At 38.0% G+C, this 25,626-nt stretch carries 21 protein-coding genes; 20 read left to right on the top strand and 1 reads right to left on the bottom strand.

Translation table 11 applies throughout. The features are described from left to right. Window positions 1–4: 4 nt before the first annotated feature. The 16 genes from BMY85_RS05030 (at window position 5) to BMY85_RS04955 (ending at window position 20,961) form a co-directional block, all read left to right on the top strand. Window positions 5–2,533 (top strand): heavy metal translocating P-type ATPase, encoded by a 2,529-nt coding sequence (locus tag BMY85_RS05030; RefSeq protein ID WP_092477105.1) that lies wholly within the window; start codon window positions 5–7, stop codon window positions 2,531–2,533. A 200-nt stretch (window positions 2,534–2,733) separates the two neighbouring features. Beyond that, window positions 2,734–3,000, top strand: coding sequence for a 30S ribosomal protein S15 (gene rpsO, locus BMY85_RS05025; RefSeq protein ID WP_092477103.1), 267 nt, complete (start codon window positions 2,734–2,736; stop codon window positions 2,998–3,000). Window positions 3,001–3,135: 135 nt separating this feature from the next. Further along, window positions 3,136–3,531 (top strand): hypothetical protein, encoded by a 396-nt coding sequence (locus BMY85_RS05020; protein ID WP_092477101.1) that lies wholly within the window; start codon window positions 3,136–3,138, stop codon window positions 3,529–3,531. A 199-nt stretch (window positions 3,532–3,730) separates the two neighbouring features. After that, on the top strand, window positions 3,731–3,997 hold the full coding sequence (rpsO, locus tag BMY85_RS05015) for a 30S ribosomal protein S15 (RefSeq protein ID WP_092477099.1): 267 nt from the start codon (window positions 3,731–3,733) through the stop codon (window positions 3,995–3,997). Between the two features lie 238 nt (window positions 3,998–4,235). Further along, window positions 4,236–6,320 carry a polyribonucleotide nucleotidyltransferase gene (locus BMY85_RS05010; protein WP_092477097.1) on the top strand — a complete coding sequence of 695 codons (2,085 nt, stop codon included), beginning with the start codon at window positions 4,236–4,238 and terminating at the stop codon, window positions 6,318–6,320. Between the two features lie 94 nt (window positions 6,321–6,414). Further along, on the top strand, window positions 6,415–7,662 hold the full coding sequence (locus BMY85_RS05005; RefSeq protein ID WP_092477095.1) for a M16 family metallopeptidase: 1,248 nt from the start codon (window positions 6,415–6,417) through the stop codon (window positions 7,660–7,662). Window positions 7,663–7,734: 72 nt separating this feature from the next. Next, window positions 7,735–8,466 (top strand): ClpP family protease, encoded by a 732-nt coding sequence (locus BMY85_RS05000; protein ID WP_092477093.1) that lies wholly within the window; start codon window positions 7,735–7,737, stop codon window positions 8,464–8,466. A 246-nt stretch (window positions 8,467–8,712) separates the two neighbouring features. Further along, window positions 8,713–11,736, top strand: coding sequence for an FtsK/SpoIIIE family DNA translocase (locus BMY85_RS04995; RefSeq protein ID WP_242939678.1), 3,024 nt, complete (start codon window positions 8,713–8,715; stop codon window positions 11,734–11,736). 81 nt (window positions 11,737–11,817) lie between these two features. Further along, entirely contained in the window at window positions 11,818–12,696 is an 879-nt protein-coding gene (locus BMY85_RS04990) for an ATP-grasp domain-containing protein (RefSeq protein ID WP_242939677.1), read from the top strand. A gap of 12 nt (window positions 12,697–12,708) precedes the next feature. Beyond that, complete coding sequence (locus BMY85_RS04985; protein ID WP_092477091.1) at window positions 12,709–13,584, top strand: ATP-grasp domain-containing protein; 876 nt, start codon at window positions 12,709–12,711, stop codon at window positions 13,582–13,584. Window positions 13,585–13,651: 67 nt separating this feature from the next. Further along, window positions 13,652–15,322, top strand: coding sequence for a formate--tetrahydrofolate ligase (locus BMY85_RS04980; protein WP_092477089.1), 1,671 nt, complete (start codon window positions 13,652–13,654; stop codon window positions 15,320–15,322). Window positions 15,323–15,457: 135 nt separating this feature from the next. Continuing rightward, the gene (locus tag BMY85_RS04975; RefSeq protein ID WP_177180644.1) at window positions 15,458–16,567 is read left to right on the top strand and encodes a GmrSD restriction endonuclease domain-containing protein; all 1,110 of its coding nucleotides are present in this window, start codon (window positions 15,458–15,460) and stop codon (window positions 16,565–16,567) included. After that, a complete protein-coding gene (locus BMY85_RS04970) occupies window positions 16,542–17,486 on the top strand; it encodes an AAA family ATPase (protein ID WP_092477085.1) in 945 nt (314 codons plus the stop codon). The genes BMY85_RS04975 and BMY85_RS04970 overlap by 26 nt, the downstream gene beginning before the upstream one ends. Before the next feature lie 8 nt (window positions 17,487–17,494). Then, window positions 17,495–18,307: a hypothetical protein gene (locus tag BMY85_RS04965; protein ID WP_092477083.1), complete on the top strand. Its 813-nt coding sequence runs from the start codon at window positions 17,495–17,497 to the stop codon at window positions 18,305–18,307. 212 nt (window positions 18,308–18,519) lie between these two features. After that, complete coding sequence (locus BMY85_RS04960) at window positions 18,520–19,563, top strand: D-alanine--D-alanine ligase family protein (protein ID WP_092477081.1); 1,044 nt, start codon at window positions 18,520–18,522, stop codon at window positions 19,561–19,563. Window positions 19,564–19,590: 27 nt separating this feature from the next. Further along, complete coding sequence (locus tag BMY85_RS04955; protein ID WP_092477080.1) at window positions 19,591–20,961, top strand: UDP-N-acetylmuramoyl-tripeptide--D-alanyl-D-alanine ligase; 1,371 nt, start codon at window positions 19,591–19,593, stop codon at window positions 20,959–20,961. 304 nt (window positions 20,962–21,265) lie between these two features. Here the strand turns inward: BMY85_RS04955 and BMY85_RS04950 are convergent, their stop codons facing one another. Continuing rightward, window positions 21,266–22,588: a hypothetical protein gene (locus tag BMY85_RS04950; protein ID WP_242939676.1), complete on the bottom strand. Its 1,323-nt coding sequence runs from the start codon at window positions 22,586–22,588 to the stop codon at window positions 21,266–21,268. Between the two features lie 265 nt (window positions 22,589–22,853). Between BMY85_RS04950 and BMY85_RS04945 the strand changes: the two genes are divergently transcribed. From BMY85_RS04945 to BMY85_RS04930, 4 genes are all read left to right on the top strand, one after another. Next, a complete protein-coding gene (locus tag BMY85_RS04945; RefSeq protein WP_092477078.1) occupies window positions 22,854–23,333 on the top strand; it encodes a hypothetical protein in 480 nt (159 codons plus the stop codon). Window positions 23,334–23,372: 39 nt separating this feature from the next. Further along, a complete protein-coding gene (locus tag BMY85_RS04940; protein ID WP_092477077.1) occupies window positions 23,373–23,726 on the top strand; it encodes a hypothetical protein in 354 nt (117 codons plus the stop codon). 63 nt (window positions 23,727–23,789) lie between these two features. Next, the gene (locus tag BMY85_RS04935) at window positions 23,790–24,704 is read left to right on the top strand and encodes an ABC transporter permease family protein (protein ID WP_092477075.1); all 915 of its coding nucleotides are present in this window, start codon (window positions 23,790–23,792) and stop codon (window positions 24,702–24,704) included. A 137-nt stretch (window positions 24,705–24,841) separates the two neighbouring features. Then, the gene (locus BMY85_RS04930; protein ID WP_092477073.1) at window positions 24,842–25,510 is read left to right on the top strand and encodes an ABC transporter ATP-binding protein; all 669 of its coding nucleotides are present in this window, start codon (window positions 24,842–24,844) and stop codon (window positions 25,508–25,510) included. Window positions 25,511–25,626: the final 116 nt, after the last annotated feature.

Genomic DNA, 25,626 nt, shown 5'->3' with positions numbered 1-25,626 from the left:
CTCTATGGAACAATACAATGTGACAGGAATGAGCTGTGCAGCATGTAGTGCCAGAGTGGAAAAAGCAGTTTTGAAGGTTCCAGGGGTAACAAGCTGCAGTGTCAGCTTGCTTACTAATTCTATGGGAGTAGAAGGTGAGGTTTCTTCAGATGAAGTTATAAAAGCAGTAAAAGAGGCGGGGTATGGTGCTTTCCAAAAAGAAAAAGGAAGCCATGGACAAAATACGCAAGCTGGCAGACAGAACCAGCAGGAAGATGCTCTTAAAGATACAGAAACGCCAGTTATGAAAAAACGTCTTATAGCATCTTTAAGTTTTTTGCTTCCACTGATGTATTTTTCAATGGGACATAGGATGTGGAACTGGCCAGTGCCTGCATTTTTTAAGGAGAACCACATTGCTATGGGACTTGTACAGTTTCTTTTTACCACAATAGTATTAGTCATTAACCAGAAGTTTTTTATAAGTGGATGGAGAGGACTTGTGCATAAATCTCCTAATATGGATACCCTTGTGGCGTTAGGTGCAGGAGCTTCTTATGGATATAGTGTATTTGCACTATTTGCCATGACTGATGCACAAGTGAGGGGAAATGCAGAAGCGGTTATGCATTATATGCACGAATTCTATTTTGAATCGGCAGCTATGATCCTGACACTAATCACTTTTGGAAAAATGCTAGAAGCCCTTTCCAAAGGAAAAACTACTGATGCATTAAAAAGTCTTATGAAACTGGCACCAAAGACGGCAACCTTAGTTCGTGACGGAGCAAATGTACAGGCCAGAGTGGAAGAAGTCCGGATGGGCGATCATTTTGTAGTTCATCCAGGAGAGACAATTCCTGTAGATGGTATTGTTTTAGAAGGAAGCAGTGCTGTTAATGAATCGGCTTTGACAGGGGAAAGCATTCCGGTAGACAAGGAACCAGGAGACACTGTGTCGGCGGCAACATTGAACCAGTCGGGATATCTGATTTGCGAAGCGACACGTGTAGGGGAAGATACTGCTTTGTCTCAAATTATTCAAATGGTTAGTGATGCTGCTTCTACAAAAGCTCCTATTGCCAAGGTTGCGGACAAAGTATCTGGAGTATTTGTCCCTGCTGTAATTGCAATAGCGGTGGTAACAATAGTGGGATGGCTTTTGGCAGGGCAGACCATAGGATTTGCATTGGCGAGAGGAATCTCTGTACTGGTTATCAGCTGCCCATGTGCATTAGGACTTGCAACACCTGTGGCAATTATGGTTGGCAATGGAATGGGTGCGAAACATGGAATTATGTTTAAGACAGCAGAATCGCTGGAGCAGGCAGGCAAAACAAAGATTATTGCATTGGACAAGACAGGAACCATTACTTGTGGAGAACCACATGTAACCGATATTTATCCAGTGGAAGGGGTAACAAAAGAGCAGCTTGTAAAACTTGCATTTGTGTTAGAACAAAAAAGTGAACATCCTCTAGCAAGAGCAATTCTTGCTCTTGGAGAAGAACAGGCATTAGACATCCAGCCCGTGGAAGATTTTGCTGCAGTAGCTGGCAATGGGTTGACTGGAACTTATCAGGGCAGCAAGCTTGCAGGTGGAAATTATAAATTTATGATGGAGCAATGCCAGATCGGGCCTCAATATGCAGAACAGGCAGAAAATCTGGCAAAGCAGGGAAAAACACCTTTATATTTTAGCTGTGACGGACAGTTTATGGGCATTATTGCAGTTGCCGATGTGTTAAAAGAAGACAGTTCTAAGGCGATACAGGAGTTAAAGGATCTGGGAATCCGTGTTATTATGCTGACTGGAGATAATGAAAAAACGGCGAAGGCTGTGGGAGAGGAAGCGGGAGTTGATGAAGTTATCGCAGGCGTGCTTCCTGATGGAAAAGAATCTGTTATCCGTGATTTAAAGAAACAGGGAAATGTAACAATGGTAGGGGATGGAATTAACGATGCACCAGCTCTTACCCGTGCCGATATAGGAATTGCAATCGGTGCAGGTACTGATATAGCAATAGATGCGGCAGAGGTAGTATTAATGAAGAGCCGCTTAAGTGATGTGCCAGCTGCTATTCGCTTAAGCCAGGCAACCCTTAGAAACATTCGTGAAAATCTTTTCTGGGCATTTATTTATAATGTAATTGGCATTCCTCTGGCAGCAGGTATCTGGTATCCGCTGTTTGGATGGAAACTGAATCCGATGTTTGGTGCAGCTGCTATGAGTCTGTCCAGTGTGTGTGTAGTAAGCAATGCATTAAGGCTTAATTTCTTTGCCTTATATCATGCAAAAAAAGATAAAAAAGGAATTTCAAAAAGGAAGAAGGAGAAAAAAAAGATGGAAAAGACAATGGAAATCAAAGGTATGATGTGTGGACACTGTGAGGCTAGAGTGAAAAAATGTTTAGAAGCCCTTCCTGAAGTAAAAGAAGCGGCTGTAAGCCATGAATCTGGAACAGCAGTAATAAAACTGGATGCTTCAGTTGCAGATGAGGTATTAAAAAAGACAGTAGAAGATCAGGATTATGAAGTAACCGCAATTCACTAAGGATTTATAAAAATTAGAAAATGCCTGCCTTCTTATTGTAAAAGTATGTATAAGAAAGCAGGTATTTTTTGCTTTACAACCTACGGAAATCATGGTATGATAAAACAGTTGATAAAATCAGCAGAACCAATGCTCAGATTACGGAAGACTCCGACCGTTTCCTTAGCATTAGGTGATATAATAAAGGAGGATATAACAATATGACAAGTTCAGAAAAGAAACAGGAAATTATTGCCGAATTTGGCAGAGGTGCTAATGACACAGGTTCACCAGAAGTACAGGTTGCTTTATTAACAGAGAGAATCAACACATTAACAGCTCATCTTAAAGAGAATCACAAAGATCATCACTCAAGGAGAGGTCTTCTTAAAATGGTAGGTCAAAGACGTGGTCTTCTTGCTTATTTAAAGAAAAAAGATATCAACAGATATCGTGCCTTAATTGAAAAATTAGGTTTAAGAAAATAATATTGGAGATGTTATTTTGCTGTCACAGGTTTTTGGCTTTGTGGCAGTTTTTTTCTGATTTATTATACAGACTGCAAAAGCTTCTTTGCACACTTGCAAGAAGTGAGATATAATGGGATGTGGAGGTGTACAGAAATGAAAAAACAAAGAAAGAGAATAGTGGCGATATTGTGTATTATGGCACTTTGCTGTTCTTTGGCAGGATGTAAAAAAAAGGAGAAGGATGTACGAAGTGAGCATACAGGGACATACAGAGCAGAAGAATCAGCTGATCCAGCTTATCCGGTTTCTTTATCGCTTCTGGAAGATAATACATATCAGTTTAATCTTGGCATGAGTAATTATTTTAAAGGAGACTATGCCATAACAGAAGAAAATGTGGTTAATCTGGCTTTGACAGAGAATGCATCTAAACTTTCTGACGAAGCAATCAAGAGTATTACGTTAAAGCAAGGCGAGAAAAAAGGACAGCTTGTGTTAGAAAAAGGACTGGATGGATACGTTGCTGCTGGTACAGTGTTTGTGAAGTAATGTATGCTTTTGTTTATCATAGAACAAATTTGGATAAGTGGTAAATGAATTCTGTTGTTGGATTTCGCAATTTTACAGGTCACGATCGTATGACCTGATGGCTTATTGGATAAACTATTAGTATCCGCTGCTAAGAAACAGGAAAACTCCGGCCGTTCCTTGGTGTCTGGGCATAATAAAATGATAGGAGGCTTACATTATGTTACGTTCAGAAAAGAAACAGCAGATTATGAAAGAATATGCTAGGACTTCTGGTGATACAGGTTCGCCAGAAGTACAGATCGCTTTATTAACTTACAGAATCAATGAGTTGACAGGACATTTACAAGCGAACCACAAAGACCACCACTCAAGAAGAGGTCTTTTAAAAATGGTTGGTAAAAGAAGAGGTCTTCTTGACTACCTAATGAAAAAAGATATCGAAAGATACCGTGAGTTAATTAAAAGACTTAACATCAGAAAATAATTTTCATAGAGGCTGCCGTAGAGATACGGTGGTCTTTTCTTTTTTTGCTTTATACAAAATAAATAAAATTATTTGTGGAAAATTATTTCCACTAGTGATATAATAGAATAGTTAATGTGGGCGAGATCGTATCCGAGACTTCTGAAGAGCTCATTATCACAGAGTGACCTGTTCAGTTGTTTCGGCATCTCCCCAAAATCACGTCCAGAAGGGTGAATAAAATTAAAGGAGATATGTTATGTATAAAACATTTACTATGGAACTTGCGGGCAGAACTTTACGTGTAGACGTAGACCGTGTTGCTAAGCAGGCAAATGGTGCAGCATTTATGCACTATGGCGATACAGTAGTATTATCAACAGCTACTGCATCAGACAAGCCTAGGGAAGGAATTGATTTCTTTCCACTAAGTGTTGAGTATGAAGAAAAATTATACGCTGTAGGCAAAATCCCAGGCGGATTCAATAAAAGAGAAGGAAAAGCGTCTGAAAATGCGATTTTAACCTCCCGTGTTATCGACCGTCCAATGAGGCCTTTGTTCCCAAAAGATTACCGTAACGATGTTACGCTTAACAACATGGTTATGGCAGTAGATCCGGAATGCAGTCCGGAATTAACAGCCATGTTAGGCTCTGCAATTGCAACTGCAATTTCCGACATTCCTTTTGATGGCCCATGTGCAACAACACAGGTTGGCTTAATCAATGGGGAATTTATCTTTAACCCAAGCAATGCACAGAAGGCTGTTTCTGATTTACAGCTGACGGTTGCATCAACTAGCGAAAAAGTTATTATGATTGAAGCTGGTGCTAACGAAGTTCCAGAAGCAAAAATGTTAGAAGCTATTTTTGCAGCACATGAATTAAACCAGAAAGTAATCGGGTTTATAAACCAGATCGTTGCAGAATGTGGAAAAGAAAAACATGAGTATGAAAGCTGTGCAGTTCCTCAGGAATTATTCGATGCGATTAAAGAAATCGTTAAGCCGGAAGAAATGGAAGAAGCAGTTTTCACTGATGTAAAACAGGATAGAGAAGAAAACATCAAAAAGATTACTGAAAAATTGGAAGAAGCATTTGCTGAAAAGGAAGAATGGCTTGCAGTTTTAGGCGAAGCTATTTATCAGTATGAAAAGAAAACCGTTCGTAAGATGATTTTAAAAGATCACAAACGTCCAGATGGCCGTGAAATCACTCAGATCCGTCCATTAGCGGCAGAAGTGGATATCGTACCTAGAGTTCACGGTTCTGCTATGTTTACCAGAGGGCAGACTCAGATCTGTACCATTACAACTCTTGCACCATTATCTGATTCACAGAGAATTGATGGTTTAGATGAATTGGAAACATCTAAGAGATATATGCACCACTACAATTTCCCTTCCTACTCTGTTGGAGAAACAAAACCATCCAGAGGACCAGGACGCCGTGAAATTGGTCACGGTGCATTAGCAGAACGTGCTTTGGTTCCGGTACTGCCAAGTGAAGCGGAATTCCCTTATGCAATCAGGACTGTATCCGAAACATTTGAATCTAATGGTTCTACATCACAGGCTTCTATTTGTGCATCAACAATGTCACTTATGGCAGCAGGTGTTCCAATTCGCAAACCGGTTGCAGGTATTTCCTGTGGTCTTGTAACAGGCGATACAGACGATGATTATCTTGTATTAACGGATATTCAAGGCCTTGAAGATTTCTTTGGAGATATGGACTTTAAAGTAGCTGGTACAGACAAAGGCATTACAGCAATCCAGATGGATATTAAAATCCATGGCTTGACAAAACAGATTATTGAAGAAGCAATTGCCCGTACAAGAGAAGCTAGAATGTATATTTTAAATGAAATCATGATTCCTTGTATCGGTGCTCCAAGAGCAGAAGTTGGTACTTTCGCTCCTAAGATCCGTCAGATTCAGATCGACCCTCAGAAGATTGGTGATGTTGTTGGCCAGAGAGGTAAAACAATTAATGCAGTCATTGAGCAGACAGGTGTTAAAATTGATATCTCGGATGAAGGTGCAGTATCTGTATGTGGAACAGACCTTGCAAAACTAGAGGAAGCAATCCGTTTAATCGAAATCATTACAACTGATTTTGCAGAAGGACAGGTATTTGAAGGGAAAGTAATTGCCATCAAAGAATTTGGTGCATTTTTGGAATTTGCTCCTGGAAAAGAAGGAATGGTTCACATTTCTAAGATTTCCAAGGAAAGAATCAATCGTGTAGAAGATGTGTTAACATTAGGCGATGTTGTAAAAGTTGTATGCTTAGGAAAAGACAAGATGGGAAGAATCAGTTTCAGCATGAAAGATGTAAAATAGTAGGCTGGCTATAGATAAAATGGTGGCTTTTCACCTTGGTGAAAATGCCGCCTTTTTTGTTTTAATAGAAAAACAAAGGAAAGGTTTTAAGTGAATGGTAGTAATTAAGAATTTGTCTAATGGGATACCAGTCATATTTGAGGAGATACCCTATTTAAGAAGTGTTTCATTTGGAGTATATATAAAGGCAGGTTCAGCATTTGAGACGAAAGAGAACAATGGGATTTCTCATTTAATTGAGCATATGCTTTTTAAAAGCACGAAGAATCGTACAGCGAAGCAGATAGCAGATGAAATGGCATATATCGGCGGGAATATGAATGCATATACAGAAAAGGAGAGCACTTCTTTCTATGTAACTACATTGGAGGAACAGCTTCCGGCTGCAATTGAGCTGATTGGTGATATGCTAAACCATGCATCCTTTTTACCTGACGAATTAGAAAAGGAAAAGGGAGTTGTCTTGGAAGAAATAGATATGTACGATGATTCTCCGGAAGATCTGGTACATGAAATGCTTCAGAAGCTGGCTTGGAAAGGGGAAGCCCTTGGATTTATCATTTCAGGAGAAAAAGATGTGGTAAATGGGTTTACTCGTGAAGAATTAATTGCCTTTAAGGAAAAGACTTACACTGCGGACCGAATGGTGTTATCTATTGCAGGAAAAGCAGATGTTGACGAGACTATGAAGCAGCTGGAACTGCACTTTTCTTCTTTTCAAAACAGTAAAGAGCCTCTTATGCTTCAAAAACCTGAATATGCACCAGTTGTATTCTGCAGAAAAAAGGACATGGAACAGGTTCACTTAAATATAGCGTTTGAATGTGTGTCTTATCAGTCAGATGAGAAATACATTTTGTATCTGCTTAATATCATCCTTGGGGACGGAGACAGTTCTAGGCTGTTCCAAAGATTAAGAGAAGAAGAGGGACTGACGTATTCCATTTACTCTTATGAAAGCATTTATGATGAAGCTGGCTTATTTCATATAGATGCTGTCTTAAACCCTGCGAAATTAAAGACGGTATTATCGCAGATGCAGGATGTAATTGAGGAGTTTTGTGAAAATGGAGTTACGGAAAAAGAATTAGCCCAGGCAAAACAGCTTTTAAAGACAGATTTAATTATTGGAAATGAAAGCACGAAATCCAAAATCCATAATAATGGAAAAACGTATCTAATGAAAGGATACATCAAAACCATAGATGAAGTGCTTGAGGAGATTTATAAAGCAACTTGCAAGGATGTACAGGAATTTGCCAGAAAATATTTGAAATGGGAGAAAAAATCAGTTTCTCTGGTTGGAAATATTTCAGAGGATGAGATAGGCTTTCTTCGTTAAAACTTCGTATATTTATCGTGGTTATTGGAATACTAAATTTCATAATATGCGGTAGAAAGACGAGGAAAATATATGGGACAAAACAATGAGAATCCTGGAAATGAGAAGAATGAAAAAGAAGCTCAGGATTTAGAGAATAAACAAATTAATGAATATGGCCAAGTTATGCTAGACGGTAACCAGCAGGATTATAAAATACATCTGATTACGATTATTGGCGAAATTGAAGGCCATGAAACCAGTGCACCTACACGTAAGACTACTAAGTATGAGCATATTTTGCCACAGCTTGCTGCCATAGAGGATAGTAAAGATGTGGACGGTGTGCTTATCTTAATAAATACGGTTGGTGGAGATGTAGAAGCGGGGCTTGCTATTGCTGAAATGATTGCGTCTATCAGTAAACCTACCGTTTCACTTGTATTAGGCGGGAGCCATTCTATTGGTGTGCCATTGGCAACTTCCACGCATTATAGTTTCATCGTTCCAACAGGAACCATGATCATTCATCCTGTCCGTGTAACCGGCATGGTAATTGGCGTAACACAGTCTTTTGAATATATGGAAAGAATTCAAGATCGGATCATTAACTTTGTATGTGCACATTCCAATATTGACTATCTGCATTTTAAGGCTCTTATGCTTGATACAACACAGCTGACAAAAGATATAGGTTCTATACTTGTGGGAAGAGAAGCAGTGGAGAAAGGTATCATCAATGAAGTCGGAGGCATTCAGGAAGCATTGAAAAAGCTTCATTCTATGATTGCTGCCAATAAGTCGAAAGAATGTTCGGACAAATAGTGGTTTTGCTTGCATTTAAAAATTAATCCCTGTATAATATAATAGGTTCAAGGTGTGCGACAGAAGACACTTTGAATCTATTTTTCACTATATAAGACTACATCTGCCATGAAAGTGTGGAACGCACACTTTGTTTTTTAAAGAAATTCCGTTACACAGAAATCTGGTTATAGGAATGTCTTTATTTGAATATAAATGAATTGTACAGGCTTTGCCGTACATATAATAGGAAGAGGAAAGAGTTTTATGGCAAACCAAAAAGGGAGAAAACCAGCAGCCCGAAAAAGAAAAGCAGAGAAGGATGAAGGCTTAAAGCCGTATCAGGATGAGATCAGTATTGTATTTACCTTAGTATTGTGCATTTTGCTTGTACTAAGTAATTTTCATATGTGTGGTGTGTTTGGAGTCTGGGTCAGCCACTTATTTTTTGGACTATTTGGCTTTATGAATTATTTTCTGCCGGCTGGTGTATTTATAGGAATGGCTTTTTATCTGTCCAACAAAGGAAGCCGAAAAGCAAAACGTAAATTGATTAGCGTCTTTGTTCTTATGGTTATATTAATGGCACTTTTACAGCTTGCATATGCACCATATGAAAAAGGAACGCAAATTGCGGCTTATTATGAAGCATCTTCGGAAAGCAGACTAGGCGGAGGCATGGTTGGAGGCTTTTTGAGCGGCATGCTTTGTTCTGTATTCGATGAAATCGCTTCTGTTGTAATTCTGATAGGAATTGGGCTGCTTCTTTGTATTTTCATAACCGAAAAACTGTTTTTTGCACCTATGGGAAAACGTGGATATCAGAAAATGCAAGAAATGAAAGAATACCGACGTGTCCAGAGGGAAGAGTACGAAAGAAATGCCTTTGCATGTAAAGAAGTTCCTGTAAAAAGGAAAGCAAAGACATTTACCATTGAGAGAGATCCAGTGCAAAAACAGGAGAAAACATCAGGTTCAAAGCCTTCTGAAAATGCTGGGAATGGAAGTGCAGGAAATGAAAATGGTGTGCTTCAGAAAGAAAAGCCTGGTCGGAGGGGGAAAAAGAAAACATCTGTTGATATGGCAGAAATTACGCCATCAGGCATTCCGGCAATGAATGTTTCCCAGAAGACAGCAAAGAGTGAAGAATCCATACCAGTTTATGAAGAAGAATTGAAAAATAAATTTAATCCAGTTCATGCAAAATTAGAAACGGATTTAGAAGAATTTAATTCTTCGTTTGCAAAGGCAATTCAGAATTCCAGTTACTTGGCTGAAGGAAAAGAAGAAACTGGTTCCAATAAGGCAGTTTCTTTAGAAGCTGAAAAAGGAAAGGAAAAATCAGCTGGAGTTTTCAAGCCAGCTATGGCAGTGAAGCAGAAAGAAACTGTTGTAGAGAAAGCATCCATGATCGAAGTAACGCCAAAAGAAGCAGTACCAGATGAAATTGCTCCAGTTTCTTCAATAGAGGTTAATCCAGAAGAAACTGCTTTAAAAGAAATGGCACCAGAGTCTGAGAGCAGTGATTCCTTTGGATCTTCTAGGGATGGAAAACGAAACAGTACAGAGGCATATCTAGAAGAAACCATACCGAGTACGATTACGTTAGAGTCGTCTTCAGTTGAAACAGTTAATTATGATGCAGTGGAGCAGGAAGATGTACCGTCTTCTTCGGATCTTGAACGTCTGCAGTCTTCTATGGAAAAAACAGTAAAAACGGCTGAAAATAAGCCTGTTACTGAGAAAGCAGAACAGAAGAAAAGGGAAGCAGAAAGAAAACCGGATATGGATATGCCTGATATTGAGGCAGACAAGCTTATAGAAATTCCATATCAGACACCGGCTGTGGATCTGCTAAAGAAACCAAAGAATACGGGAAAAGGAATGTCGGAGAAGGAATTAAAAGAAACTGCATGGAAACTGCATCAGACATTAGAAAGTTTTGGTGTTAAGGTTACCATATCCAATATCAGCTGTGGGCCATCTGTTACCAGATATGAATTACACCCGGAACAAGGGGTAAAGGTAAGTAAAATTACCAATTTAGCAGATGATATTAAGCTGAACCTGGCGGCAGCAGATGTCCGTATTGAAGCACCAATTCCAGGAAAGGCAGCAGTAGGAATTGAAGTGCCTAACAAGGAAAATACAGCGGTTATGCTTCGGGAATTAATTGAAAGCAGCGAATTCCAGAATCACAGTTCTAATATTGCATTTGCAGTCGGAAAGGATATTGCAGGGAAAACGGTTGTTTCCGATATTGCAAAAATGCCTCATTTATTAATTGCTGGTGCTACGGGTTCTGGCAAATCGGTATGTATCAATACCCTGATTATGAGTATTTTGTATGAAGCCCATCCAGATGATGTGAAGCTGATTATGATTGATCCGAAAGTGGTAGAACTTAGCGTATACAATGGAATTCCGCATTTGCTGGTTCCAGTCGTTACGGATCCGAAGAAAGCATCTGGTGCTTTAAACTGGGCGGTAATTGAGATGACAGAGCGTTATCAGAAATTTGCACAGTTAGGTGTTCGTGATTTAAAAGGATATAATGCGAAGGTAGAAAAAACGGCCGATCTTAATCAGGAACAGTTTAAGAAAATGCCTCAAATTGTTATTATTGTAGATGAACTTGCAGATCTTATGATGGTTGCTCCTGGGGAAGTGGAAGAATCTATCTGCCGATTAGCACAGTTAGCACGTGCTGCGGGAATTCACCTTGTCATTGCAACCCAGAGACCGTCTGTAAACGTCATTACAGGTGTTATTAAAGCCAACATTCCATCCAGAATTGCATTTTCAGTTTCCTCTGCTGTGGATTCCAGAACCATTATTGATAGTGCGGGTGCGGAAAAACTGTTAGGAAAGGGGGATATGTTATTCTATCCTGCAGGTTTTGCAAAACCTATCCGTGTGCAGGGAGCATTTGTATCGGATCAGGAAGTTAGCGATGTTGTGGAGTTTTTAACAAGAGACGCTGCAGCCACTTATGATAATTCTATTGTGGAGAAAATATCTTCTCAGGCAAAATCTTCTGGGACTTCGGGTGGCGGTCCAGCTGACGATAGAGATGAGTATTTTGTAGAAGCGGCAAAGTTTATTATTGAGAAAGACAAAGCTTCCATTGGAATGCTGCAGCGGGTGTTTAAAATCGGTTTTAACCGTGCTTCCAGGATTATGGATCAGCTTTATGAGGCAGGTGTTGTAGGAGAAGAAGAAGGAACAAAGCCACGTAAAGTTGTTATGTCTATGGAACAGTTAGAAGAATATATAGATGAATACGTATAAGGAACAATAAGGTAGAATACTGTGTTGCCTCATAGATTAAGTTTGGTCTATGGGGCAATCCTTTTAGGTGTACAAGATAGATTGGAAGGGATTAGTGATGGGATGAAAGGATATCTGGTTGTAAATCATTTTTTAAGAACAGAGAAGTTTGAGGAATTGTATCAGTGGTTTGTGGAAGCGGGACAGCGAATAGGAATCCAGGTTATAATTAAAACAAATGTGGAATTGATGACTTGTCTTGGGACGGGGGCTGTCAAAGAACCAGAGGTTTCCTTTGTCTTGTTCTGGGACAAAGATATTAAATTAGCGAAAGTCCTAGAAGGGAGAGGGTATCGGGTATTTAATTCATCAGATGCCATTGCGGCATGTGATGATAAAGCCTTGACGCATATTGCATTGGAAAAGGCGCAGGTTCCTATGCCACGAACATGGTTTAGTCCTATGACTTATGAAAATATTGGATATCCTGATGCAGGGTTTCTTGAAAGGATAGAAGAATGCTTAGGGTATCCAATGGTAGTAAAAGAATGTTTCGGATCATTTGGGCAGCAGGTTTATCTATGCCATAACCGAGAAGAAGCAGTAAAACATATGGGACGGAATGTGATTTTTCAGGAGTACATTTCTTCTAGCTTTGGCAGGGATATTCGCTTGCAGGTAGTTGGGGAACAGGTGGTGGCGGGCATGTACCGGTACTCAGAAAACGGAGATTTTCGTGCCAACATTTCCAATGGTGGAAAGATGAAACCGTATACATGGACTGCAAAGCAGGAGGCATTAGCAATAAAAAGTGTGAAGGCCATCGGTTTGGATTTTGCTGGTGTAGATATTTTGTTTGGCAAGCAGGAGGAACCAATGGTATGTGAGGTAAATTCCAATGCACATTTCAAAAATATTTTTGATTGTACGGGAGTAAATACAGCAGATTTTATTATGGAATATATTAAGAAAATGGTTTAGGAGAAGCATGGCATGGAAGAAAAAAAGTTACATGGCTGGATTTTATATAACAAAGAGGATGCAAAAAGGAATGAAGGATATATTGAGTTTCATAAAGTGGAAGGGGAGAAGCTAGGCATTGACATAGAGCTTATGTATATTGAAGATATGGAATTTGGTGTTCAGTATGAGGAATGGTACCTTTTGTATGAAGGGAAAGAATTAGAAAAACCTGATTTTGCAATTGTCCGGATGAATTACCCACTCCTTAGCAGGCAGTTAGAATTGATGGATATTCCGGTTTTCAATAGTTCGTTTGTGGCATCTGTCTGCAATGACAAGGCACAGACTTATCAGTATGTGGCAAAGACGGGGGTGGCAATGGTAGATAGCCAGTTTGTCCACAAGAATTTTCTGTTGTCTAAGATTTCTTCTGTCCCAAGACCATTTGTAGTAAAATCTGTATCAGGCCATGGTGGTTCACAGGTGTTTTTAGTGGAAGAAGGGCAGGAGATTATGCCGATATATGAAAAGCTTGATGACCATGTGGTAATTCAGCCTTTCGCAAGCTCTAGAAAACAGGATTTACGTGTTTATATTGTTGGAAATGAAATTGTAGGAGCTGTGCTTCGTACAGGAACAGATGGATTCCGTTCTAATTTTTCTCTTGGTGGAAAGGCAGAATTTTATACACTAGAGGACGAAGAAAAAGAAATCGTGGAACGTATTATAGACTTGTTTGATTTTGGCCTTGCAGGAATTGATTTTATCATTGGGGATAATGGTGCGCTGATATTTAATGAAATAGAAGATGTTGTAGGATCACGCATGTTATACAGCTGTTCAGACATAAATATTGTGGCACTATATTTAGAGTATATTAAGAAACAGCTATACAAGAGGTTGTAATATCTCGGCTTTTATGATATTATCAATTTTAAGTTTATTGATTTTATGATTTGGGAGGACACGAAGCATGAAGACAGATATACAAATTGCTCAGGAAGCCAATATGAAACACATTAAAGAAGTTGCAGGGCTGTTACATATTGCAGAGGAAGATTTGGAATTTTACGGAAAATACAAAGCAAAGTTGTCGGATGAACTTTGGGATAAAGTGAAAACAAATAAGGATGGTAAATTAATTCTTGTAACAGCAATTAATCCAACACCTGCAGGAGAAGGAAAAACCACTACAACAGTAGGGTTAGGACAGGCCTTTGGCAAGCTTGGCAGGAAAGCAGTTATTGCATTGCGAGAGCCATCACTTGGACCTTGTTTTGGCATTAAGGGTGGAGCAGCAGGAGGCGGTTATGCACAGGTAGTGCCAATGGAAGATCTGAATCTGCATTTTACAGGTGACTTCCACGCAATTACTTCTGCCAATAACTTATTAGCGGCTATGTTAGATAATCATATACAGCAGGGAAATGCGTTGAACATTGATCCAAATCAGGTTGTATGGAAAAGATGTCTGGATATGAATGATCGTGTATTAAGAAATATTGTAGTAGGACTTGGAAAAAAGACAGATGGTGTTGTTCGGGAAGATCATTTTATTATTACGGTGGCCTCTGAGATCATGGCAATCCTTTGTCTTGCTGAAAATATGGAAGATTTAAAAGCCCGCCTTGGCAGAATTATCGTAGCATATACATACGAAGGAACTCCTGTCACAGCAAAAGAACTGAATGCAGTTGGTTCTATGGCGGCACTTTTAAAAGATGCCATTATGCCTAACTTGATTCAGACATTGGAAAATACACCAGCTATCGTACATGGTGGTCCATTTGCCAATATTGCACATGGATGTAACAGTGTGCGTGCTACAAAGACTGCCTTAAAGCTTGCAGATTATACGATTACAGAAGCCGGTTTTGGAGCGGATTTAGGAGCTGAAAAGTTCTTTGATATCAAATGCCGTATGGCTGGTTTGAAACCAGATGCAGTTGTATTAGTAGCTACAGTACGTGCCTTAAAATACAATGGCGGTATTCCGAAAACGGAATTAAGTGCTGAAAATCTGGATGCGTTAAAGAAAGGAATTGTGAACTTAGAAAAACATATTGAAAATGTTCAGAAATATGGAGTGCCTTGTGTGGTTACCTTAAACCGTTTTGTGACAGATTCTGATGTGGAACTTGCATATGTAAAAGAATTCTGTGAATCCAGAGGCTGTGAATTTGCTTTGTCTGAGGTTTGGGAAAAAGGTGGAGAAGGCGGTATCCAATTAGCCAATAAGGTTATGGAAACCCTTGAAAAGAAAGAAAGCCATTTCAAGCCGCTTTATGATGACTCCCTGTCAATCAGAGAAAAGATCGAAACGGTTGCAAAAGAGATATATGGAGCTGCTAGTGTGACATTCGATCCATTAGCGTTAAAAGCTATGAATCGTTTAGAAGAGCTAGGATTCGGCAATATGCCTGTCTGCATGGCGAAAAACCAGTATTCCTTATCAGACGATCCGACACTTCTTGGAAGACCAGAGAATTTTAATATTAACATCCGTGAGATTTATGTTTCCGCTGGGGCAGGGTTCGTAGTTGCGATTACAGGTACCATCATGACGATGCCAGGACTTCCTAAGAAGCCGGCAGCAGAGAACATTGACGTAAATGAGGATGGAGTTATTACGGGATTGTTTTAGTGAAATGAAAATATAGTTTATGTAGTAGGAAAATGAAATGCCCAGCTAAAGTGCTGGGCGTTTTTTCTTGTGGTTATGTTATGTTTATTATATAATATAGGAATATGACTGGTGTTAAGTTGGAGGTATTTTATAGTGAGAAACAATATTGAAGATATCTATAATAATATAAGTATTGATCAATATAAAACGGATATTGGTTTTAGAACCTTAGTAGAGGGCGTGAATGATTATTTATATATAATTCCAGAGTACCAAAGAAAATATAAATGGAAATGGGAACAGGTTCAGGAACTTGCTGTATCGCTTATTAGAGGATTGCCTATTCCTCCAATTTATGTATGGAGAAATACAATGACAGGCGATTTGGAGATTATAGATGGGCAGCAAAGGGTAATTAGCCTGTTTTTGTATTATGTAGGAAAGTATTTTCGTAATGAAAAGAAAAGCTGTTTTGATTATAGATTAATTGATATTAAAGAGTTTGATAATTTTGAATTAGCATTGTCGAATACGTTTCCATTGAAAAATAAAGCATTTGAAATGAAACATAATGGCGAGAAGTATGATATATCTTATAGTTCTTTGCCAGCTAAGTTAAGGAAAAAGGTGGATTATACAACGATTTCTATTATAGAAATTAAAGTAAATTCAGATGATGGCGTTGAGGATGCAATTCATAGAATTTTTGCTAATCTAAATGCAGGGGGAACAAAGTTAGAAACACAGGAAATACGAAATGGTATTTTTGCGGGTAAATTTTATAATATGCTGAAAGATATAAATGCAAATAACATTAGGTGGAGAAAACTATATGGTAAACAAATAGATAATAAAGAGAAAGATATGGAATGCTTATTAAAATTATGTGCTTATAAATATTACTGTAAATTTGAGAATGGTAAGTTCAATATTGAAAATTACTCTGGTAAAATGCGGAAGTTTTTAGACGAGTTTTCAGCAATTTCAATGGAATTTGATGAGCAAAAAGTGAAAGAATATAGAACTAGTATAGAGAATTTTATTGATAAGTTTGAATTTGATAGAAAAATCGAATCTTTAATAGTTTTTGAAGGGATATTTGTTGTAATGGATAAGACTAGTGTCTGCAAAAAGATATCTTTTGAAACATATAATACAATAAAGAACAGAGTTTTAGATACATTAGATAAAAGAACCGCACAACGTGATAATATGATTAGAAGATGGGGTGAAATTTATGAGTTCTTATCAAAGAATGATTGAGTCAATCACAGAAACGATTTTGAAAAAAGAACTGCCATATCGAAATACGATTATGCTTGGTGAAAATGCTAGTGGTAAATCGCAGATTCTGAAAATGGTCATGGAACAGTGCGATAAAAATGAGTACTATTTTATTGATTCTGTTAATAGAGGCTTTAATATTAGTGAAGTATCTTTAAAAGAAATGGATATAATTAAGCTACACTATTCTGAAAAGATTAATGAAAACCGTATTCTTGAAGAAAATTATAATTTAAAAGATACATTTTTCTGGAATGGACAAGCGACCAATCACATTGGGGAGATTTATCCGTATTTTGCTGAATCATTAAACAGACTATTGAAGAAATTTTGGAATATAGAATTGACCATAAAACAGGAAATATTTAAGACTTCATATATTAATGAAGAAGAGATGGCCTTATCCAATGGTTATCAGGCTGTAATACGAATTTTGCTGGAATTAGTATTCTTTGATACCTATACAAAAGAGATTAAGGATAGAACGGTTATTATTGATGAAATAGATGAGTATCTGCATCCAAAAACAAATGCAGCTTTCTTTCAGTTTCTTGTAAATACATTTCAGGATATCAGATTTCTGATTACCACACATTCTGCGGATCTGGTTGCAAGTATAGATAATTGTAATTTAATCGTGCTATCGGGTGACACATGGGAACGATTGGATTCAGGAGATTATAATAGTGTTTCATATGCCAATTCATTATTTAGCGTAAAATCGTATTCAGATAATCAGCTAACACCTAAGGAAAAGAACGATATTTTAATTCGTAATTTATTAAATAATAAAATGTCAGGCGTGTGGAAGTCTGAAGATGAAGAAATGTTATATGAATTAAAAAATGGAGAATTAACATTAACGCAGAAATTTATGTTAAAACAAATAGAAGGGTGATTTAGGTTATGGCAACTAATAAGAATTACTTGACGTTACCAGATTTCAGACCAAAGTACGATGATAATACAGAATATGGTTATAAAAGTCCAAAAGCAGCTCATGATAATTTATATAAGTTATTAGAAGTGACCAGTGAAAAACACTGTATGTATTGTTACACGAATTTAAAGAATGATCGAGAAATTTCAGAGGGGCATTTAGAACACGCAATAGAAAAGGGGAATGAAGATTCTATATTAGCTAAGTGCGTTCCGAATATTGGTCTTGCCTGCTCAAAATGTAATATATCGTTTAAAAGAATCGGTGAAAAAGAGAGGAAAGAGTGTATTGAAATTGATCGTAAGCTGTTAGAGAGCAAAAAGGATTGTAAGAAAACAAAATGTAAAAGTATGTGTTCAGATTATAAAAAGCTAAGGGATAAATATTTAAGTAATAAGAGGGCTCATATTATTCTACAGCCACAAGGAGTTATAGGGAAAGATACAGGACATGATTTAAGAATACAATACAATCTATCCACAGCTGAGTTTGAACCAAGTATAGATTATGGTGAATACTCAGAAGATGAGAAGAAGTTTATTATCGATCACATAAACCAATTTGCGTTAAATGACGAAGGAATGCGAACACAGGCTTTATTTCATTTTTTAGAAGAGACAATAAACGCAGAAGGAAAATATTTGAAGAAACGAGAGTACCATGCGAATTATATTGTAGATTTATTTATAGACATATTAGAGACCATTAAACCTGAGAATAGAGTGGAATATTGCGTAGAGTTGTATAGAAATTATTTGGCTTTACATAGAATCGTATAACGACACCATGCCACTTCAAAAAATGAAGTGGCATTTTAAAACCTATTGTGCTATAATCTAAATTTGGCGAAAGTATTATTCCAAAAATAATGCGAAACCACATAAAAACCCACAAAATGTAGTATTTCCATACACATTTTCATATTATATAGAAATAACAGAATCAAGATATTTCAAGGAAAAATTTGAATTGTAACACTAGGAGGCATACTATGAATATCGTAGTTTTAGCAGGGGGAACCAGTACAGAAAGAGATGTATCCCTAATCACAGGAACCAAAGTATATGAGGCATTAAAGCAAAACGGACATAACGTTATACTGGTAGATTTATTTTTGGGGTTAGAAGAAATGGAAACCGTTTCATCCGATATTTTTACAATGGAGTATAACTGGGTGAAAAATGTCAATGGAATTACAGCAGAGAATCCGGATATTGAACAGGTAAAGGCTATGCGAAAAGATAAATCAGACAATATTTTTGGTGCCCATGTTCTTGAGGTTTGCCAGATGGCCGATATGGTATTTATGGCATTGCATGGTTCTAACGGTGAAGATGGCAGGATTCAGGCAACATTTGACTTGATGGGCATTCCGTATACAGGAACAGGATATTTAAGCAGTGCCCTTGCTATGGATAAAGGAATCTCCCGTAAGTTTTTCCAGTCCCATGATGTTCCAGTAGCAGCAGGAACTACTATGACACAAGGAAGCGGATCTTCTGGCTGGAATGTATATCCATGTATCGTTAAGCCTTGCTGTGGCGGCTCTAGTGTAGGGGTATCCATTGCACACAATCTGGAAGAATTTAAAAAAGCATTGGCAGATGCATTTGCATTTGAAAATGAAGTTGTAGTGGAACAGTTTATCAAGGGACGTGAATTTTCCGTTGGCGTTATCGAAGGAAAAGCACTTCCTATTATTGAAATAGCTCCAATTGAAGGATTTTATGATTATAAAAACAAATATCAGGCAGGCAGTACAGTTGAGACTTGCCCTGCTGTATTAACAGAGGATCAGACAAGAAAAATGCAGATGTATGCAGAACGTGCTTATGAAGCATTAGGAATTGAATCTTATGCAAGAATTGATTTTATGATGGATGAAAGTGGGAAAATGTATTGTCTGGAAGCAAATACATTGCCAGGCATGACTCCAACAAGCCTATTGCCACAGGAGGCAGCTGTGATTGGATACGATTTTAACCAGCTTTGTGACTGGATTTTAAAAGTTTCCAAAGCAAAATATACGAAGTAAATTAGGGATAGAGTCGTGGAGGTTAGTATGAAAAATATGTCACTTGAGCAAATTGCCAAGGCATGTAATGGCTTGTATGTTGGCTCGGAAAATGAAAAAATATCCTGCGTCAGTGGAATTACACTGGATAGCAGAAAAATAGAAAATGGTTCTTTATTTGTTGCCATTAAAGGGGAACGTGTAGATGGCCATACATTTGTAGAAGGGGCTTATGAAAAAGGAGCGGTATGCTGTCTGGTAGAAGATGCACCAGAGCATGCAAATGGTCCATATATTAAAGTAGATTCCTGTACACAGGCAATAAAGGAGATTGCAGAGTATTACCGTCAGACTTTGGATATTAAAGTGGTTGGGATTACTGGAAGTGTAGGAAAGACCAGTACCAAGGAGATGATTGCTTCTATATTAGAGCAGAAATACAAAGTGCAGAAAACACAAGGCAATTTCAACAATGAAATTGGTGTGCCAATTACCATTTTCAGTATTGAGGAGGAACATGAAGTGGCAGTTCTGGAAATGGGCATTAGTGATTTTGGCGAAATGCACCGTTTAAGCAAAATGGTTCGCCCGGACATTGTCGTTATGACGAACATCGGGCTTTGTCATTTGGAAAATCTTCATTCAAGAGACGGGATTTTGAAAGCTAAGTCAGAGATTTATGATTTTGCCAGAGAAAACTGTGTAGCTGTTTTAAATGGCGACGATGATAAGCTGGTTACGTTAAAAGACCATAAAAGGATTTGTCCAAAGTTCTACGGGCTAGAGACGGGGAATGACATTTATGCAGTGAATGTAGTGGATAAAGGCTTGGAAGGAATTCAGTGCGATATCTGTATTGGTAATGAAAAGGTGAATGTATGGATTCCAATCCCAGGAATGCATATGGTTTATAATGCTTTAGCAGGAGCTCAGGTTGGGTTACAGTTAGGGCTTGCCATGGAAGAAATCAAAGCGGGTATTGAGGCATTAAAGCCAACCGGCGGACGAAACAATATCCTCAATGTGAACAACAAGACGGTAATTGATGACTGTTATAATGCCAATCCGGTTTCCATGCGTTCTTCGTTAGATGTTCTTGCCAAAGCAACTGGACGTAAGGTTGCTATTTTAGGTGATATGGGCGAACTTGGAACTGACGAAAAACAGCTTCATTATGGAGTGGGAGAATATGCTGCCAGCCATAACATTGATGTATTGGCCTGTGTGGGTACTCTTTGTGAGGAAATGAAGAAAGGCGCAGAGGCTGTTAGCGATTCCAGGACAAAGGTTATGTATTTTGCAACTAGAGAGGAATTGTTAGAGAAACTTTATGGATTTGTAGAAGAGGGGGATACGATTTTAGTAAAGGCTTCTCATTTTATGAAATTTGAGCAGGTCGTGGAGGAATTAAAGAAATAGAGAGTAAGTGCAGAAAGTTTGAGGACTTTCTGCACTTTTTTTGAAAAAAATGGGACACATATTATATAATATACATAAAAATGAAAAAAACATTTGCAGATTTATGAAAGACTCCAATATGAGAAAAAAATAGATGGGCAAGATAGGAGTGATAAATAATCTCTCGGAATCCTGAGTGATTACAACCAGCTTAGTTGGAAATGAACATTGAAAAGTGAATATTATCCGAAAACGAAAAAAGTAGACATGAGAAATAAACATAACTGTCGCTATGTTTGTAAAAATGAGATATAATAGTAAAGGATTATGCCGTTTGTAGAATCAACTTTCTGAGGGCGGATTCATATGGCAAATCCCATGCATCAAGATGCTGTAACATCATGATGTGATAGAGGCGGCAGTACCACAGCTTAGTAGAGCGGTGTCTGCCGTCTTCTAATCTGAAGTCTAATTTCTCACGTTTATTGGAACGTTCCGCAGAGGTTCTTGCATTGTATTCCTTTTTCCATTCCTCGCTGTCACGAGGTGGTATATTAAATAATCTTGGATTATCTTTCATGGCCAAATGAACAGTTCGTCCATACTTTGTTCCAGAGCATGGAGGTTCACAGGAACAGCCATATTTACGGCTTGCAAGGGGGCATCTGAATTTAAGTCGGTATTTAGAAGGTTCAGAACCATCATGGTTCATACGACGGCCTTCTTTGCAGATAGGGACGCCATCCCTGCCAATGGTAAAGTCGTTCTTGTAAGGCAGATTACTTCCCCTTTTCCAGTTCAAATCAATAAAAGGCGTGATGGAGTTACGTTTGCAGTATTCGTAATAAGGCATGGCATCATGGGCAGAATCAAGAAGAAGCTTATTTACGCTGTAATCGGGCAAAAAGGATTTCATCCTGAAAAAAGTATGAAGAAATCCGTGGGAATCATGCTTTGAAGCAGGAGAAAGCAATGGAAAAACAGGCAGGTCACTTTCAGAAGCAATAAGCATGTATAAATCATAGCCATGATACCAGCAGTTTCTGGAAGAATCCCAGCCAATATCACAGTCGGGCTGGGAGAAGTACTGGTCACATTTACAGTCAGTGATATCCTTTGAAGCACAGTCACAGATCCGGTGTTTGCGTTCTCTATGTGAAGTGACAACAGGTGTGCCATCGCCAGCAATTGCAAGTGATTCAGGAGTAATAAGTCCTTTGGAAACAGATACATCAAGGAATTCTGATTTATAAAGTCTGAACAAGGAACCGTAAGGCTGTTCGTGAAGGTCAAAGATGGTATTTTCAAGCTGTGGAAGAAGTTCTTCTACTGTAACTTTCTCAACAGAATCAGCCTTAGAGCCTTTGGTTTTCGGCTTTTTCACCTTAACTTTTAAAGGATGAATGTGAGGGGAAAGATGGCTGTCATCAGAGTCCCACATCCTGGAGAAAAAGTCGTAAAATGTACCGACACCAGGAGTATTGCCAAAGTCAAAACCGCTAAGAATGGCATAGAGAGGATTAATTTTAAGCTGTGCCACCCAGTCGGTAATGGATGTTACTTTGAAATCAAGAGATAACAGATAAGAACGCTGCATACAGGATGGAGTTCTTGGCTTAGGTCCAAAGACGGAATATTTAGGTTTCATAAACTCATCCGTAAAGGACAGATCGAGATTCCAAAACGGTCGATGATGTCCCAAGTGGAACGGGAAATGGAATCAGGATTCGGATAATATTTACGAAGATTTGTAACAAGAAAGTTTTGATAGGCGGAATGGCCGCCAGAAATATCAGGTAACATAAAAATCGCCTCCAAGTCGAAAAAATAATTTACATTTAATCGGCTTCGCCGCAAATTTTTGACGATTTGTCAAGCTTTTTGGGCAAAAAAAGTGGGGGATTTTAATAGAAATGGAAATTCACCTGATGAAAGAAGTTGGGGATAAGAGAGAAGAATATCTCGAGGAAGACTTAAATAAAATCACCTGTAGAATGCAGGATGGTATGTTGGAAATGGGATTTCTGGGTGAACAAAAGAAAGTGAATTCGACTTATATAGAAGCAGAAGTGACACTTCCCAGAAAAGTGAAGTCAATTCAGTGTGATTGCCAGACTGGTGATTTAGAAGTACAAGGAGTTTATGAATTGATTCATATTGATTCCAAAGTTGGAGATGTAAATTTGGATTTAAAGAAACTGGACAAGAGCAGCCGCGTTATCATACAGGGGGATAATGGAGATATTAAAATCAAAATTCCAAAGGGAAGCCGTATTCAATTAAGCGGTACAGAACGTGAAGAAGTGAAAGTAGACACAGGCATTACATTAGATGAAAATGGATCCAAAATACAAATAGATAAAGGGACTTCTAGAATTAGAATTGAAAGTTAAAGAAAGGTTAATATAAATAATCCAGATGGGAGTGTCCAGATGTCGAAGATTCGATTTATTGTCAATGCATTTAAATATCAGAAAATGAAATTTTTTCTTATGTTTGGAGTTGTATTTCTTACATTGCTTATTTCTAATATCAGTTCCTCGTTTAGGGAATCGGTTATCCATACAAGGCTTGGCCAGTTGCGGGATACGACACAGAATTCGCAAATTGTTGTCAGTGCAGAGGATGGAACATACAAGGAGTTTGATGAAGCAGTATTTTGGAAACGGTGTAAAAGTACCTATGGTGATGATATTAGCAACTCCATTACTAGAGATTACTGTTATGTAGATGTGGAAGGAATAAATCAGCGTTTATTTCTTTATGGTACAGATGTGAACCGTTAGACAGAAATCTATGATTTTCAATTAGAGTCTGGCAATGTAGATGACTGGAAAGAGGATGATATTTTGATTTCCAGTGCATTTGCAGAAGATAACCAGCTGCAGGTAGGAGATACATTAAAACTGCAGTTTGGGAAACAGCTGGAAAGCATGCAGGTAAAGGCTATATCGAAAGAGGAAGGCATGTTTTTACATGCATATGATTTTGCCATAACAAGTACGGAATTTGTAGACCGGATTGGAGAACGTAAAGGTCTTGTAAACCGTATTGACTTAACCATATCTGATTTAAAGAAAATGGATGAGATTGCGAGTGGATTAAATGCTGAACTGAAAGGAACAGGCTTATCAGCTGTTTCCAAATATAATTTGAGTTATTTAATTCTCATTGCCTTTCTGTGCAGTATTGCAGCAGCACCAGCTGCTATGAGATTATTAGGAGGAATGATGTTTCAGCAGAATACAAAGGTGGAGTTTCATTTAGGAATGATGCTTCTAAAAGGAATGGCAGTAATGGTACTTGCTGCTGTTAGTATTTATGCTGCCTCCTACAAAGTGAGCAAAACCGAAATTGTGTCTCTAATCCGGAATCATGTAAGCTATCAAAAACAGGCTTTTCATAAAAAGCGACTGGTATTGGCAGTGCTGGTTCTTATTTTGACGGTTGTGGTCCAAATGGTCAATCATAAGCAAACAAAATTATATTATAGTTATGCTTCCCTGATTACGTTACTGATAGCATTTTTGCTTTTTCAAGAGCTGTTCCTTCATATTTATGGAACGTTTCTACAGAAGGTGTTTCAAACAAGACGAAAGTCGATTGGTTTATTTGGAAAACAGATAAAAACAACATTGCTTTCTTATTTGCCAGCCGTAACTTCACTGGTGTTTGTATTATCGATAGCTATATGTATTTTATCAATGTCTGGTATTTTAAAACAGGCAATGGGAAAATGTACCAGTCTGCTGACTTTTACATGACGATTCAAAGCAGTGATACCAAGTCATGTCTTGATGTTCTGGACAAAACGGAGGAAATCAGGAACTACATAGTACAGCTTCGCAAACAGATAGTCTTATAGAGAGCATTAAGGTGAGTTAGGGGGGGGAGGTCTGATATGTTAGTTGCAGAAAATTTGAAGAAGATTTTTCATGAAGGTGTGGATGTCGAAGTTTTAGATGGAGTAAATCTTACAGTCCAGAAAGGTGATTTTATCGTGGTTACAGGAAAATCAGGTTCTGGAAAATCCACTTTATTATATGTGTTAAGTGGTCTGGAACAGCCATCAGAAGGAAGAGTGCTATTTCATGGAAAAAATATTCACAAATTAAAAGATAAGCAAATGAGCAGATTACGAAGAGAGTCTTTTGGTTTTGTGTTTCAGTTTTATAATTTGATTCCTACAATTAGTGTAAGAGATAATATTATGTTGCCGCTTGAATTTCACAACAGCGTAAATAAAGGCAAGAGGGAAAAGGTGGATTCCTTAATGGAACTTCTTGGATTACAAGAAAAAGGAAATGTCATGCCTTATAAACTTTCAGGAGGACAACAGCAAAGAGTAGCTATTGCTAGGGCATTAGCCATTGAGCCAGAACTTATATTTGCAGATGAGCCAACTGGAAACCTAGATGCTTCTACAAGTGAAGAAGTAATGGGCATATTTCAAAAATTAAACAAGGAAATGAATCAGACCATTATTATGGTGACACATGATCAGACCGTTGGAGAACGTTATGCAACAAGGGAAATTGTAGTACGGAATAAAAAAATATTGGAATTGTAAAAGGGGATAAAAACCGTAGAAAAACTAGTTTTTCTACGGTTTTTAATCGGAATTTTTTCCTGTCGTTTTTCTGTTGGACTAGGTTCGATTTTCTAATCTATTCAAACGAAAGCCAT

The sequence above is a fragment of the [Clostridium] polysaccharolyticum genome, from assembly GCF_900111595.1.
GTDB lineage: Bacteria > Bacillota > Clostridia > Lachnospirales > Lachnospiraceae > Clostridium_AI > Clostridium_AI polysaccharolyticum.
This window is presented reverse-complemented; position numbering and strand designations above follow the sequence as displayed.

Coding starts and splice junctions, on each gene's coding strand:
- BMY85_RS05030 (WP_092477105.1), top strand. CDS start 5: ATGGAACAATACAATGTGACAGGAATGAGCTGTGCAGCATGTAGTGCC.
- rpsO (WP_092477103.1), top strand. CDS start 2,734: ATGACAAGTTCAGAAAAGAAACAGGAAATTATTGCCGAATTTGGCAGA.
- BMY85_RS05020 (WP_092477101.1), top strand. CDS start 3,136: ATGAAAAAACAAAGAAAGAGAATAGTGGCGATATTGTGTATTATGGCA.
- rpsO (WP_092477099.1), top strand. CDS start 3,731: ATGTTACGTTCAGAAAAGAAACAGCAGATTATGAAAGAATATGCTAGG.
- BMY85_RS05010 (WP_092477097.1), top strand. CDS start 4,236: ATGTATAAAACATTTACTATGGAACTTGCGGGCAGAACTTTACGTGTA.
- BMY85_RS05005 (WP_092477095.1), top strand. CDS start 6,415: ATGGTAGTAATTAAGAATTTGTCTAATGGGATACCAGTCATATTTGAG.
- BMY85_RS05000 (WP_092477093.1), top strand. CDS start 7,735: ATGGGACAAAACAATGAGAATCCTGGAAATGAGAAGAATGAAAAAGAA.
- BMY85_RS04995 (WP_242939678.1), top strand. CDS start 8,713: ATGGCAAACCAAAAAGGGAGAAAACCAGCAGCCCGAAAAAGAAAAGCA.
- BMY85_RS04985 (WP_092477091.1), top strand. CDS start 12,709: ATGGAAGAAAAAAAGTTACATGGCTGGATTTTATATAACAAAGAGGAT.
- BMY85_RS04980 (WP_092477089.1), top strand. CDS start 13,652: ATGAAGACAGATATACAAATTGCTCAGGAAGCCAATATGAAACACATT.
- BMY85_RS04970 (WP_092477085.1), top strand. CDS start 16,542: ATGAGTTCTTATCAAAGAATGATTGAGTCAATCACAGAAACGATTTTG.
- BMY85_RS04965 (WP_092477083.1), top strand. CDS start 17,495: ATGGCAACTAATAAGAATTACTTGACGTTACCAGATTTCAGACCAAAG.
- BMY85_RS04960 (WP_092477081.1), top strand. CDS start 18,520: ATGAATATCGTAGTTTTAGCAGGGGGAACCAGTACAGAAAGAGATGTA.
- BMY85_RS04955 (WP_092477080.1), top strand. CDS start 19,591: ATGAAAAATATGTCACTTGAGCAAATTGCCAAGGCATGTAATGGCTTG.
- BMY85_RS04950 (WP_242939676.1), bottom strand. CDS start 22,588: ATGAAACCTAAATATTCCGTCTTTGGACCTAAGCCAAGAACTCCATCC.
- BMY85_RS04945 (WP_092477078.1), top strand. CDS start 22,854: ATGGAAATTCACCTGATGAAAGAAGTTGGGGATAAGAGAGAAGAATAT.
- BMY85_RS04940 (WP_092477077.1), top strand. CDS start 23,373: ATGTCGAAGATTCGATTTATTGTCAATGCATTTAAATATCAGAAAATG.
- BMY85_RS04930 (WP_092477073.1), top strand. CDS start 24,842: ATGTTAGTTGCAGAAAATTTGAAGAAGATTTTTCATGAAGGTGTGGAT.